The organism is Bradyrhizobium sp. SZCCHNRI1009 (genome assembly GCF_032487575.1).
Taxonomy (GTDB): domain Bacteria; phylum Pseudomonadota; class Alphaproteobacteria; order Rhizobiales; family Xanthobacteraceae; genus Bradyrhizobium.
The window spans coordinates 280148-294197 of the sequence record NZ_JAUEUL010000002.1; the positions used below are offsets into that span (position 1 = coordinate 280148).

12 protein-coding genes are annotated in these 14050 nt (G+C 66.4%); all 12 read left to right on the top strand.

Going from position 1 to position 14050, the window contains the following annotated elements; genetic code table 11:
* The first annotated feature begins 107 nt into the window (after window positions 1-107).
* The 12 genes from QX010_RS04835 to mmsB all read left to right on the top strand — a co-directional run bounded on the left by QX010_RS04835 (window position 108) and on the right by mmsB (window position 13964).
* Complete coding sequence (locus QX010_RS04835) at window positions 108-1658, top strand: sugar ABC transporter ATP-binding protein (RefSeq protein WP_316177964.1); 1551 nt, start codon at window positions 108-110, stop codon at window positions 1656-1658.
* A complete protein-coding gene (locus QX010_RS04840; RefSeq protein ID WP_316177965.1) occupies window positions 1655-2647 on the top strand; it encodes an ABC transporter permease in 993 nt (330 codons plus the stop codon). Before QX010_RS04835 ends, QX010_RS04840 begins: the two co-directional genes overlap by 4 nt.
* Window positions 2644-3639 (top strand): galactofuranose ABC transporter, permease protein YjfF, encoded by a 996-nt coding sequence (yjfF, locus tag QX010_RS04845; RefSeq protein WP_316177967.1) that lies wholly within the window; start codon window positions 2644-2646, stop codon window positions 3637-3639. Before QX010_RS04840 ends, yjfF begins: the two co-directional genes overlap by 4 nt.
* Window positions 3636-4379, top strand: coding sequence for a FadR/GntR family transcriptional regulator (locus QX010_RS04850; protein ID WP_316177969.1), 744 nt, complete (start codon window positions 3636-3638; stop codon window positions 4377-4379). The genes yjfF and QX010_RS04850 overlap by 4 nt, the downstream gene beginning before the upstream one ends.
* A complete protein-coding gene (locus tag QX010_RS04855) occupies window positions 4376-6112 on the top strand; it encodes an IlvD/Edd family dehydratase (RefSeq protein ID WP_316177971.1) in 1737 nt (578 codons plus the stop codon). Before QX010_RS04850 ends, QX010_RS04855 begins: the two co-directional genes overlap by 4 nt.
* 10 nt (window positions 6113-6122) lie before the next feature.
* Window positions 6123-7052, top strand: coding sequence for a dihydrodipicolinate synthase family protein (locus QX010_RS04860; protein WP_316177973.1), 930 nt, complete (start codon window positions 6123-6125; stop codon window positions 7050-7052).
* A gap of 1 nt (window position 7053) precedes the next feature.
* Complete coding sequence (locus tag QX010_RS04865) at window positions 7054-7980, top strand: Gfo/Idh/MocA family oxidoreductase (RefSeq protein ID WP_316177974.1); 927 nt, start codon at window positions 7054-7056, stop codon at window positions 7978-7980.
* 4 nt (window positions 7981-7984) lie between these two features.
* Window positions 7985-9064 (top strand): aldose epimerase family protein, encoded by a 1080-nt coding sequence (locus QX010_RS04870; protein WP_316177976.1) that lies wholly within the window; start codon window positions 7985-7987, stop codon window positions 9062-9064.
* Window positions 9064-9945 (top strand): SMP-30/gluconolactonase/LRE family protein, encoded by an 882-nt coding sequence (locus tag QX010_RS04875; protein WP_316178447.1) that lies wholly within the window; start codon window positions 9064-9066, stop codon window positions 9943-9945. The genes QX010_RS04870 and QX010_RS04875 overlap by 1 nt, the downstream gene beginning before the upstream one ends.
* A 109-nt stretch (window positions 9946-10054) precedes the next feature.
* Window positions 10055-11125 (top strand): multiple monosaccharide ABC transporter substrate-binding protein, encoded by a 1071-nt coding sequence (chvE, locus tag QX010_RS04880; protein WP_316177978.1) that lies wholly within the window; start codon window positions 10055-10057, stop codon window positions 11123-11125.
* 76 nt (window positions 11126-11201) lie between these two features.
* On the top strand, window positions 11202-12752 hold the full coding sequence (gene mmsA, locus QX010_RS04885) for a multiple monosaccharide ABC transporter ATP-binding protein (protein WP_316177980.1): 1551 nt from the start codon (window positions 11202-11204) through the stop codon (window positions 12750-12752).
* Between the two features lie 21 nt (window positions 12753-12773).
* On the top strand, window positions 12774-13964 hold the full coding sequence (gene mmsB, locus QX010_RS04890; RefSeq protein WP_315755454.1) for a multiple monosaccharide ABC transporter permease: 1191 nt from the start codon (window positions 12774-12776) through the stop codon (window positions 13962-13964).
* Window positions 13965-14050: the final 86 nt, after the last annotated feature.

The following is a 14050-nucleotide window of genomic DNA, read 5'->3' on the forward strand; positions in this document are numbered from 1 at the left end:
TGGGTCCCGGCGTTCGCCGGGACGACGAAATCAGGTGCTGGCGTCCGCTCATTCGGCGGGCGTCAGCTTCCTGGCTGATGTCCAATCGTCGCGCCAAGTAGCTCGTCATGTCTGATCCTTCAGCTCCGCCGGCGACGCGTCCAGCCCTGCTGGAGATCCGCGGCCTGACCAAGAGCTTCGGGGCGCTGAAGGCGCTTGATGACGTCGACTTCACTCTGGGGGAGGGCGAGATCCATGCGCTGCTCGGCGAGAACGGCGCCGGCAAGTCGACCCTGATCAAGGTGGTCACCGGCGTGTTCGCGCGTGACGCCGGCACCGTGCGGCTCGCCGATCGCGAGATTGTGCCACGCTCGGCCAAGGACGCGGTCGATGCCGGCATCGCCACGGTCTATCAGGAAGTGAATCTGCTGCCGAACCTCTCGGTGGCACAAAATCTCTACCTTGGCCGGCAGCCGACGCGGTTCGGCGTCGTACGCGAGGCCGAGATGCGCCGGCGCGCGCACGCGCTGCTGCTGGATTATGGGCTGGACATCGACGTCGGCGCGCCGCTTTCGAGCTACTCGGTCGCGGTCCAGCACATCACCGCGATCGCGCGCGCCGTCGATCTGTCGGCGCGCGTCCTCATTCTCGACGAGCCCACGGCCAGCCTCGACCGCCACGAGGTCGAGATCCTGTTCAAGGTGATGCGAAAGCTCGCGGCTGATGGCATCGGCATCGTGTTCGTCAGCCACTTCCTCGATCAGGTCTACGAGATCTGCGATCGCGTCACGGTGCTGCGCAACGGCCGGCTGATCGGCACGCGCGAGATCGCCGATCTGCCGCGGCTCGACCTTATCAGAATGATGCTGGGGCGCGAGCTGGCCGAGACCACGCACGAACGCGCGGCGAGCCAGCCCGACACGGCGCGCGAGGTCTGCATCAGTTTCAAGGGCTATGGCAAGCAGGGCTATCTTGCGCCGTTCGATCTCGAACTGCGCCGCGGCGAGGTGGTCGGGCTCGCGGGCCTGCTCGGCTCCGGCCGCACTGAGACGGCGCGGCTGGTGTTCGGGGCCGAATGCGCCGACAGCGGCGAGGCCACCGTCAACGGCGAGACCGTCCGGCTGAATTCGCCGCGCGATGCCGCCGGGCTCGGCTTCGGCTACTGCCCCGAGGAGCGCAAGACCGAGGGCATCGTCGCCGATCTCACCGTGCGCGAGAACATCGTGCTGGCGCTGCAGGCGCGGCGCGGCCTGCACCGGCCGTTGTCGCGGTGCGAGCAGGACGAGATCGCGATGCGTTACATCCGCATGCTCGACATCCGGCCGCCGGATCCGGAACGTCCCATTGGGCTGCTGTCGGGCGGCAACCAGCAGAAGGCGCTACTGGCGCGCTGGCTCGCGACGTCGCCGAAGCTCCTCGTCCTCGACGAGCCGACGCGCGGCATCGACGTCGGCGCCCATGCCGAGATCATCCGTCTGGTGCGTGAGTTGTGCGAGCAGGGGCTGGCGCTGCTCGTGATCTCCTCGGAGCTCGACGAGATCGTGACCTATTCCAACCGCGTCGTCGTGCTGCGGGACCGCGCCCATGTCGAGGAGCTGAAGGGCGAGGCGGTCGAGGTTTCCAGCATTCTTGCGGCGATCGCGGCCGATGGTGAGCCTGTGCGCGAGGCCGTGTCATGATGCTTCGCATTCCGCGCCGTGGTCTCGCGCAGGCGTTCGCGCTGATCGTGATCCTGATCATCGATCGCGCGGTGTCGCCGCAGTTCTTCAATCTCCATCTGCAGGATGGCCGGCTGTTCGGCAGCGTGATCGATGTGCTCAACCGCGGCACGCCGGTGGCGCTGTTGTCGCTCGGCATGGTGCTGGTGATCGCGACCGGAGGCATCGACCTTTCGGTCGGCGCCGTCATGGCGATCGCGGGCGCCACCGCGGCGAGCCTCGCCGATACGCATTCGCTGCCGGTGGTCATCGGCGCCGCGCTCGCTGTCGGTTTGGTGTGCGGGCTCTGGAACGGCATCCTCGTTGCCTTCTTGCGTATCCAGCCGATCGTCGCCACGCTCATTCTGATGGTCGCAGGACGCGGCATCGCGCAGCTCATCACCGAAGGGCGCATCGTCACCTTCACCTCGCCGGATCTGGTGTGGATGGGCAACGGCGCCGTGTTGGGCCTGCCGACCCCGGTCGTGATCGCGATCGGCATGCTGCTGCTGACGGGGGCGGTCGTGCGCGGCACTGCGCTCGGGCTGTTGATCGAGGCGACCGGCGGCAACGCGCGCGCCAGCGAGCTTTCGGGCGTCGGCACGCGCGCCATGATCCTGGCGGTCTATGTCTGGTGCGGCCTGTGCGCGTCGCTCGCCGGCGTCATCGCCGCGGCCGACATCATGGGTGCGGACGCCAACAATGCCGGGCTCTGGCTGGAGCTCGACGCGATCCTCGCGGTCGTGATCGGCGGCACCTCGCTGTTCGGCGGCCGCTTCAGCCTGGTGCTGGCGGTGGCCGGCGCACTGATCATCCAGGCCATGAACACCGGCATCCTGTTGTCGGGCTATCCGCCGGAGCTCAATCTGCTGGTCAAGGCCGTGGTCGTTCTCGCCGTCCTGCTGGCGCAGTCGCCGCGGCTCGGCGATCTCTCGCGCTTCACCGCGCGCTGGCGGAGGACCAAGCCATGAAGGCCTCGACCTCGGTTGCGATCACGGCGTTTGTGCTGGTCGCGGGCTTTGCGCTGTGCGCGCTGCAATTCCCGAACATCGCCTCGACCCGCGTCGTCGCCAATCTGCTCACCGACAATGCCTTCCTCGGCATCGTCGCCGCGGGCATGACCTTCGTCATCATCTCCGGCGGCATCGATCTCTCGGTCGGCTCGGTGATCGGCTTCACCACGGTATTCGTGGCGCTCGCGGTCGAGCGCTGGGGCATCCCGCCCTTCGCCGCCTTCGCACTGGTGCTGGTGTTGTGCGCGCTGTTCGGTGCCGCGATGGGCGCGGTGATCCACGTGTTCGAGCTGCCGCCCTTCATCGTGACCCTCGCCGGCATGTTCCTGGCGCGCGGCGTCAGCTTCCTGCTGTCGACCGAATCGATTCCGATCACCGCCCCGATCTACAGTGCCGTCTCCGACTTCGCGATCCGCCTGCCAGGTGGCGGACGGCTCACCGCGATCGCGATTGCGATGCTGGTGATCCTGGTGCTCTGCGCGTTGCTGCTGCATTTGACCCGGTTCGGCGCCAACGTCTACGCGCTCGGCGGCAGCCGTGCGGCGACAGCCCTGATGGGCATTCCGGTCGGGCCGATGACGATCCGCATCTATATGCTGTCGAGCGTGCTTGCGGGCCTCGCCGGCATCGTCTTCTCGTTCTACACCGCGGCCGGCTATTCGCTTTCGGCCGTCGGTGTCGAACTCGATACCATCGCTGCCGTGGTGATCGGCGGAACCTTGTTGACCGGCGGACAGGGCTCGGTCATCGGCACCTTCCTTGGCGTCCTGATACAGGGCATGATCCAGACCTACATCAATTTCGACGGCACGCTGTCGAGCTGGTGGACCAAGATCGCCACGGGGGTTCTGTTGTTCGTTTTCATTGCGCTGCAGCAAGGTCTGATGGCGCTCGCGCGCCGCTCATCCGTCAAGCCCGCCGCGGCCAAGCCGGTGGGGGCGCCGACATGACGACGTCGCACATCGTCTCGATTCCGACCCGGCGCGCGCATTCCAACCATGCCGAGGTCGCCCGCAGCATCGGCATCGACATCATCTCGGGCCGTCTGGCCGAGGGCGCGCGGTTGCCGGGTGACGCCGAGCTGACCGCGACTTTCGGCGTCTCACGGCCGGTGCTGCGCGAGAGCGTGAAGACCCTCGTTGCAAAAGGTCTGCTGTCGACCAAGGCCCGCGTCGGCACCGTGGTGCGCGGACGCTCGGACTGGAACATGTTCGATCCCGACGTGCTCGCCTGGCACCTCGACGCGGGGATCGACAAGCGCTTTCTTGCCGACCTCGCCGAGATCCGGTTGGCGATCGAGCCGCGCGCCGCGGCGCTCGCGGCAGAGCGCCGCAGCGACGACGATCTCGCCGCGATGAACCAGGCGATGGCGCAGATGGAGCGCGAGCCGTCGACCTCGATCGCCTTTGCCGAAGCCGACCTCGCTCTGCACATCGCGATCGCCAATGCCTCGGGCAATCCCTTCATGCGATCGATCGGCGCGGTCATCGAGGCGGCGTTGCGCGCGTCGTTCGTCCTGAGCGCGCCGATCGAAACCGCCGACCGGGACACCGTGCTGGTCTGGCACCAGCGCATCATCGATGCGATCGCAGATGGCAATCCCGAGGGCGCCTCGGAGGCCATGATCGAAGTCATCTACAACGGCCGGCGGCGTCATGCGCAATCGGCTGCACGAACGGACCAGGAATGAGCAACGACAACGAGCAGAAGACGCTGCGGAGCCAGGCGTGGTTTGGCCGCCAGGACAAAATGGGCTTCTACTATCGCTCGTTCTTGAAGAACAGCGGCACGCCGCAGGATCGCTTCGAGGGCCGCCCGGTCATCGGCATCTGCAACACCTGGTCGGAGCTGACGCCCTGCAATGCGCATTTCCGCGTCATCGCCGAGCATGTCCGCCAGGGCGTGCTCGATGCCGGCGGCTATCCGCTGGAGTTTCCGGTCTCCTCGCTCGGCGAGGTGACGATGCGTCCGACCGCGATGCTGTTCCGCAACCTCGCCTCGATGGATGTTGAGGAGGCGATCCGCGCGCATCCGCTCGACGGCGTCGTGCTCTTGATGGGCTGCGACAAGACCACGCCGGCGCTCCTGATGGGCGCGGCCTCGGCCAACCTGCCGGCGATCGGCGTCTCAGGCGGCCCGCAATTGCGCGGCGTCTATCGCGGCCAGATCATCGGCTCCGGCACCAACATCATCTCGATGAGCGAGCAGCTGCGCGCCGGCGAGATCACGCTGAAGGAATTTCATGAGGCCGAGGCCGGCATGAACCGCTCGGCCGGCAGCTGCATGACCATGGGCACGGCCTCGACGATGGCCTCGATGGTCGAGGCGCTCGGCATCGGCCTGCCCGAGAATGCCGCGATCCCCGCCGCCGATGCGCGCCGCAACCTGCTCGCGCGCATGGCGGGACGGCGCATCGTCGAGATGGTCGGCGAAGACCTCAAGCCATCGGACATTCTGACCCGTCAGGCGTTCGAGAATGCGATCCGCACGCTCGCGGCGATCGGCGGCTCGACCAACGCTGTGGTGCATCTGCTTGCGATCGCCGGACGTGTCGGCGTTGAGCTCACGCTCGACGACTTCGACCGTCTGTGTCGCGACGTGCACTGCCTGGTCGACCTGATGCCGTCGGGCCGCTTCCTGATGGAGGACTTCTACTACGCAGGCGGCCTGCCGGCGGTGCTGCGCGCACTCGGCGAGCGCGGCCTGTTGCACAAGGACGCCCGGACCGTCAATGGCAGGACGCTGTGGGACAATGTCGCCGAGGCGCCGAATTACAATGCCGAGGTCATCACGCCGTTCGAGACGCCGTTCAAGACCGAAGCCGGCATCGCGATCCTGACCGGCAACCTCGCCCCCAACGGCGCCGTTATCAAGCCGTCGGCGGCCTCGCCGGAGCTGATGAACCACACCGGACGCGCCGTCGTGTTCGAAAGCGTCGAGGAAATGCACGACGCGGTCGACGACGACACTCTCGACATCGATGCGTCCTGCATCATGGTGCTGAAGAATTGCGGGCCGAAGGGCTATCCGGGGATGGCCGAGGTCGGCAACATGCCGCTGCCCGCGAAAGTGCTGCGCCAGGGCGTGCGCGACATGATCCGAATCTCGGACGCACGCATGTCCGGCACGGCGTACGGCACGGTGGTGCTGCATGTCGCCCCCGAGGCCACCGTCGGCGGACCGCTGGCGCTGGTCAAGAACGGCGACATGATCACGCTCGACGTGACTGGGCGCCGGCTGCACCTGCATGTCACCGACGAGGAGCTCGCCGCACGCCGCGCCGCCTGGACGCCGCCGAAGCCGCATGCGGCCCGCGGCTATCAGAAGCTCTACATCGATCACGTGCTGCAGGCCGATCGCGGCGTCGATTTCGACTTTCTGGTCGGCCGCACCGGCTCGCCCGTGCCGCGCGACAATCACTAAAGAGGTGCCCATGACCGCTTCCGCCAAAAAGCTCTACAAGGGCGTCTTCCCGGTGGCGCCGACCGTGTTCGACGCCGACGGCCGTCTCGACCTCGAGGGCCAGAAGCGCGCGATCGACTTCATGATCGATGCCGGCTCGCACGGCATCTGCATCCTCGCCAACTTCTCCGAGCAGTTCGTGCTGACCGACGACGAGCGCGATCTGGTGATGACGACCGTGCTCGAGCATGTCGCCGGCCGCGTGCCGATCATCGTCACGACGACGCATTTCTCGACCTTTGTCTGCGCCGAGCGCTCGCGCCGGGCGCAGGAGAGGGGCGCCGCCATGGTCATGGTGATGCCGCCCTACCATGGCGCGACCTTCCGCGTGCCGGATAGCTCGATCTACGAGTTCTATCGCGGCGTGTCGGACGCGATCTCGATCCCGATCATGGTACAGGACGCGCCGGTCGCCGGCACGCCGCTGTCGGTGCCGTTCTTGGCGCGCATGGCCAAGGAGATCGAAAACCTCGCCTACTTCAAGATCGAGGTGCCGCGCGCCGCCGACAAGCTGCGGGCGCTGATCGAGGCCGGCGGCCTGGCGATTGAAGGTCCGTGGGACGGCGAGGAGGCGATCACGCTGATGGCCGATCTCGATGCCGGCGCCACCGGCGCGATGACCGGCGGCGGCTATCCCGACGGCATCCGCAAGATCATCGATCCGTATTTCGCGGGCGACCGCGAGGCCGCGGCCGCCGCCTATGAGCGCTGGCTGCCGCTGATCAACTACGAGAACCGGCAGTGCGGCCTTGCGACCTGCAAGATCCTGATGAAGGCGGGCGGCGTGATCAAGCACGACACGCTGCGCGCGCCGCAGCCGCCGATCCATCCGGCGACACAGAAGGGTCTGATCGAGATCGCGCGCCGGCTCGACCCGGTCGTGCTGCGCTGGGGACGCTGAGATGAGCGAGCTTCGTGTCGCCATCGTCGGCTTCGGCAAGATCGCGCGCGACCAGCACGTCCCGGCGATCGCCGCCACCGCGGGCGTGACCTTGACGGCCGTCGCAAGCCGTAACGCCTCGCTGCCCGGCCTGCCGCATTTCGGCACCATCGAGGAGCTGCTGCGCGACGGTCCCGAGATCGACGCGGTCGCGTTGTGCACGCCGCCGCAGGTGCGCCGTGTGCAGGCGCTGGCGGCGCTCGAGGCCGGCAAGCATGTGATGCTGGAAAAGCCGCCCGGTGCCGCCGTCAGCGAGCTCGATCCGCTGATTGCACTCGCCGCCGCAAAGGGGCGCACGCTGTTCGCGACCTGGCATTCGCGCTACGCGCCCGCAGTCGAGCCGGCGCGGCAATGGCTGTCACAGCGTCGAATCCGCAGCGTGCGGATCGACTGGAAGGAGGACGTGCGTGTCTGGCATCCCGGCCAGGCCTGGATCTGGGAGCCGGGCGGTCTCGGCGTGTTCGATCCCGGCATCAACGCACTGTCGATCCTGACCCGCATCCTGCCCGAGCCGGTGTTCCTGACCGAAGCGGAGCTGTCGTTTCCGTCCAACCGTCAGGCGCCGATCGCGGCCAACCTGTCATTGTCGACAGCCGGCGACCTGCCGATCGCGGCCGAGTTCGACTTCCGCCAGACCGGGCCGCAGAGCTGGGACATCCGGATCGAGACCGACGCCGGGCAACTCAAGCTGTCGCTCGGCGGCGCGCGGATGACCGCGGATGACCAAGTGATGATCGACGAGAAGGAGCGCGAATATCCCGGCCTCTATCGCCGCTTCGTCGAGCTGACGAAGACGGGCGCTGGTGACGTCGATCTCGCGCCGCTGCGGCTGGTGGCCGACGCGTTCCTGCTCGGCCGCCGCCACTTCGTCGAGCCGTTCGAGGACTAGAGCGATGGCAGAGGCTGATATCACCAGGGATGTGTTTGGCAGCCTGCCGGACGGCCGCGAGGTCGAGCGCGTCACCTTGCGTGGCGCCGACGGCTTCGAGGCGCGGATCATCACCTACGGAGCGGTACTGCAGGCGCTGCTGGTGCCGGATGCGCAGGGCGTCGTCGACGACGTGGTGCTCGGTCATGACGACCTGCTGAGCTACTTGCTGCTCCGGAAATTTTTCGGCGCGACGGTCGGACGCTACGCCAACCGCATCGCCAAGGCACGTTTCGTGCTCGATGGTCAGGACATCCGTTTGGAAGCGAATAATGGCGCGCACGCCTTGCATGGCGGCCCTGGCGGCTTCGACCGCAAGCTCTGGCAGATCGTCGCCACCGAAGACGGCGACCAGCCCTCGGTCACGATGCTCTATGTCAGCCCCGACGGTGAGGCTAACTATCCGGGGCGGCTCGACGTCCGTGTCACCTATCAGTTGACCGGGCCGATGGAGCTGGCTGTCAGCTTCAGCGCCCGGACCACCCGGACGACGGTGGTCAACCTGACCAATCACAGCTTCTTCAATCTCGACGGCCTGGCCGCCGGCACCGATATTCTCGATCACCGTCTGACGCTCGCTGCGGACCACTACCTGGCGATCGACGAAACGGCGATCCCGCTGGAGGGGCCGCCGCACAGCGTTGTTGGTACGCCGTTCGATTTCCGCGACGCGCATGCGATCGGCGCGCGCATTCGTGCCGACGATGCGCAGATCAGATGCGGCCGCGGCTATGACCACAATTTCTGTCTGCGCGCCGGCGACGGCGTGCGCTTCGCGGCACGGATCGAGTCGCGGCGGTCGGGACGGATCATGGAGTTGCTCACCGATCAGCCGGGCCTGCAGGTCTATTCCGGCAACTATATTGACGCGACCGTGAGCGGCAAGGGCCGCGTCTATCGCCAATCCGACGCGCTCTGCCTGGAGCCGCAGGTCTGGCCGGACAGTCCGAACCGTCCGGATTTTCCGAGCGCGCGTCTCGCGCCCGACGACGTCTACAAGCACGAGACGGTGTATCGCTTCTCGATCGCGGGAGCGTCCGCATGATGGAGCAGGTGCCGACCACGATCCTTTGCGACGAGCGCTGCCATCTCGGCGAGGGGCCGACCTACGATCCTCACACCGACACCGCCTGGTGGTTCGACATCCGCGAAGGCCTGCTGTTCGAGGCCAATATCGGTAGCGGCGACGTCCGACGCCACGGGCTCGGCAGGATGGCGAGCGCGCTCGGCCGCATCGATGCCGTGAGGCAGTTGATCGTCGCCGAGGACGGACTCTATGTCCGCTCCGTCGCCGACGGCGCGCTGTCGCTGTTCCTGCCGCTCGAGGCCGACAATCCTGCGACGCGGTCGAACGACTCGCGGGTCCATCCCTCCGGGACGTTCTGGATCGGCACCATGGGGCGCAACGCCGAGTGCGGCCTGGGCTCGATCTATGCGCTGCATCGCGGTGAGATCATCCGCCTGTTCCCCAACGTCACCATTCCCAACGCAATCTGCTTCTCGCCGGATGGCGCGATCGGCTATTTCGCCGATACGGACGAGAACGTGCTCTACCGCGTCGCGCTCGACCCGACGACCGGCCTGCCGCGCGGCGAGCCGGAGGTGCTGCTGCGCCATGCCGGCGTCGGCGGGCTCGACGGTGCCGTCGTCGACGCCGAGGGGCGGATCTGGAACGCGCGCTGGGGCGGCGGTTGTGTCGATGTCTACAGCCCGCAGGGCGAGCATCTGCGCTGCATCGCGGTCCCGGCCAGCCAGGCGAGCTGCCCGGCCTTCGTCGGTCCCGGTCTGTCGCGCCTGCTGGTCACGTCGGCCTGGCAGGACATGGACGCGGCGGCCAAGGCGGCCGACCCCGGCCACGGCCAGACTTTCCTGCTTGAGGTCGGCGCCCGCGGTCGCGCCGAGCCTGACGTGAAGCTTTCGATCTGAGAGGAGGAACAATCGAGTCGAGCGTCGTTCAGCCTAACAGCTATCTGGTATCAAGATACGCAATCGCGTATTCCTAGTTCAAATCTGAAAATCTTAGAGGGAGTGAAGCATGCTGAATTTCAAGACCATCATGGCCGCCGCGCTGGCCGGCCTCGGCGCCGTGGCGCTGTCCAGCGCCGCAATGGCGCAGGGCAAGGCAACCGTCGGCATCGCGATGCCGACCAAGTCCTCGGCGCGCTGGATCGACGACGGCAACAACATCGTGAAGGTGCTGAAGGAGCGCGGCTACAACACCGACCTGCAATATGCCGAGGACGACATCCCGAACCAGCTCTCGCAGGTCGAGAACATGGTCACCAAGGGCGCCAAGGTGCTGGTCATCGCCGCGATCGACGGCACGACGCTGTCCGATGCGCTGAAGCAGGCCAAGGAGAAGGGCGTCACCGTCATCGCTTATGACCGCCTGATCCGCGACACGCCGAATGTCGACTACTACGCGACCTTCGACAATTTCCAGGTCGGCGTGCTGCAGGCGCAGTCGATCGTCGACAAGCTCGGCCTGAAGGACGGCAAGGGCCCGTTCAACATCGAGCTGTTCGGCGGCTCGCCGGACGACAACAACGCCTACTTCTTCTACAACGGCTCGATGTCGGTGCTGCAGCCGTACATCGACTCGGGCAAGCTCAAGGTTGCGTCCGGCCAGATGGGCATGGACAAGGTCGCGACCCTGCGCTGGGACGGCGCCACCGCCCAGGCCCGCATGGACAACCTGCTCAGTGCCTATTACGGCAACAAGCGTGTCGACGCGGTGCTGTCGCCCTATGACGGCCTCTCGATCGGCATCATCTCGTCGCTGAAGGGCGTCGGCTATGGCAGCGGCAACCAGCCGATGCCGATCATCTCAGGCCAGGACGCCGAGGTGCCGTCGGTCAAGGCGATCCTGCGCGGCGACCAGTACTCGACGATCTTCAAGGATACCCGCGACCTCGCCAAGGTGACCGCCGATATGGTCGATGCCGTGCTCAACGGCAAGCAGGTGCAGGTCAACGACACCAAGACCTACAACAACGGCGTCAAGGTCGTTCCCGCTTATCTGCTCAAGCCGGTCGTGGTCGACAAGAGCAATTGGGAGAAGGTCCTGATCGAGGGCGGCTACTACAAGAAGTCGCAGGTCGAGTGATCACCGGTGGCCGGCGAGCGCGGTCATGCGCTCGCCGGCCACCTCCAAGACGGCTCAAGTTGCGGGATACAGAGCGATGACGGCAATCCTCGAAATGCGCGGCGTCAGCAAGAGCTTCGTGGGCGTGCAGGCGCTCCGCGACGTCAGCTTCACGGTCGAGGCGGGCGAGATCCACGCTTTGGTCGGCGAGAACGGCGCCGGCAAGTCGACCCTGATGAAGGTGCTCAGCGGCGTCTATCCCTATGGCCGTTACGAGGGCCAGATCATCTTCGAGGGCGAGGAGCGGCGCTTCCGCGACATCAACGATTCCGAGGCGCTCGGCATCATCATCATCCACCAGGAGCTCGCGCTGATCCCGCTGATGTCGATCGCCGAGAACATCTTCCTGTCGCATGCGCCGCAGCGCTTTGGCGTCATCGATCGCGACGAGGTCTACCGGCGCACCCAGCAATTGCTGGCCCAGGTCGGCCTGAAGGAATCGCCGGATACACTGATCACTGATCTCGGTGTCGGCAAGCAGCAGCTCGTGGAGATCGCCAAGGCGCTGTCCAAGCGCGTCAAGCTCTTGATCCTGGACGAGCCGACGGCGAGCCTGAACGAGGCCGACAGCCAGGCGCTGCTCGACCGCCTCGTCGCCTTCCGCGAGCAGGGCATCTCCTCGATCCTGATCACGCACAAGCTCAACGAGGTCGCCCGCGTCGCCGACCGCATCACGGTGCTGCGCGACGGGCGCAGCGTCGACAGCATCGACTGCCGCGCCGAGCCGGTCCTGGAGGACCGCATCATCAAGAGCATGGTCAATCGCGACATGGCGCACCGCTTCCCGGAGCGGCAACCCAAGATCGGCGAGTCCGTGTTCACGGTCGAGAACTGGTCAGTCTACCACCCGCAGCATACCGATCGGCAGGTGATCAAGAACGTCGACTTCCAGGTCCGCCGCGGCGAGATCGTCGGCATCGCCGGCCTGATGGGGGCGGGGCGCACCGAATTCGCCATGAGCCTGTTCGGCCGCTCCTGGGGCATCAACATCACCGGCCGCGCCCGGCTCGAAGGCCACGACGTCCATCTCACCAGCGTCCCGGCGGCGATCGATGCCGGCCTCGCCTATGTCACCGAAGACCGCAAGCAGCTCGGCCTGATCCTGGCCGACGACGTCCGCAAGAACATCACCCTGGCGTCTCTCTCCCAGGTCGCGCCGAAGGGCGTGATCGACGACATCGCCGAGCTCAAGGCGGCGTCCGGTTACCGCGGCCGGATGCGGATTCGCTGCTCGGACGTCTACCAGGAGGCCGGCCAGCTCTCCGGCGGCAACCAGCAGAAGGTCGTGCTGTCGAAATGGCTGATGACAGATCCCAAGGTCTTGATCCTGGACGAGCCGACGCGCGGCATCGACGTTGGCGCAAAGTACGAGATTTACTGTATCATCCAGGAGCTCGCTGATGCCGGCCGGGGTGTGGTGGTGATCTCCTCGGAGATGCCGGAGCTGCTCGGGATCTGCGACCGCATCTGCGTGATGAATGACGGCGCCTTCGTCGGCGAGTTCGCCGGGCCGGAGGCGACGCAGGAAAAGATCATGCGCGCCATCATGCGTAACGAAACCATCAAGAACCAGGAGACGGCCGCGTAAGCGGCCGGGAGGACGCCAGCAATGACCGACAAGACGGTTTCGCTCCCGGAGGAGAAGTCGCACAGCGGCTTCCTGAAGAACAATCTGCGCAGCTACGGCATGCTGCTGTCGCTGTTCGTGATCATGCTGTTCTTCCAGTTCATGACGGACGGCACCCTGCTGCAGCCGCTCAACCTCACCAACCTGGTGCTGCAGAACAGCTACATCGTCATCATGGCGCTGGGCATGCTGCTGGTGATCGTCACCGGGCACATCGACCTGTCGGTCGGCTCGGTCGCGGGCTTCGTCGGCGCGGTCGCCGCCGTGCTGATGGTGCGCTATCACGTCGACTTCCCGCTCGCGATCATTGCCTGCCTGATCGTCGGCGCCGCGATCGGCGCCGCGCAGGGCTATTGGGTGGCCTATTTCGGCATTCCCTCCTTCATCGTGACCCTGGCGGGCATGCTGGTGTTCAAGGGGCTGGCGCTGGCGCTGCTGCAGGGGCAGTCGGTCGGGCCGTTCCCGGGCACGTTCCAGAAGCTGTCGTCCGGCTTCATCCCTGAGTTCATGCCGAGCGCGGCGCACCTCTATCCGACGTCGCTCGCGATCGGCGCGGTGCTGACGCTCATCCTGGTCTATGCCAGCGTCAAGGGCCGCGCGCGCGAGGTGGAGCACGGCATCGAGGTCGAGCCGTTCGGATTCTTCGCTGCCAAGAACGTCGTGCTGGCCGGCGCCCTGATGTATTTCACCTATCTGATCGCCTCGCATCGCGGCCTGCCCAACGTGCTGGTCATCATGACCGCGCTGATCGCGCTCTACGGCTTCATGACCCGCCGCACCGTGGTCGGCCGGCAGATCTATGCGGTCGGCGGCAACGCCAAGGCCGCCAAGCTGTCGGGCATCAAGACCGAGCGGCTGGTGTTCATGACCTTCGTCAACATGGGTGTGCTGGCGGCACTGGCCGGCCTGATCTTTGCCGCGCGTCTCAACACGGCGACGCCGAAGGCCGGTCTCGGGTTTGAGCTCGACGTCATCGCGGCGTGCTTCATCGGTGGCGCCTCGGCCTATGGCGGCGTGGGGCGGGTCGGCGGCGCTGTCATCGGCGCCATGATCATGGGCGTGATGAACAACGGCATGTCCATCCTCGGCATCGGCATCGACTATCAGCAGGTCATCAAGGGCCTGGTGCTGCTCGGCGCCGTCTGCATCGACGTCTACAACCAGCGCCGCTGAGTTCGGCGCGCAGCGTCCGGCGACGCTGCGAGGTAGGGTGGGCAAAGCGCCGCCGCAAGGCGGCGCGTGCCCACCATACGGTTCGA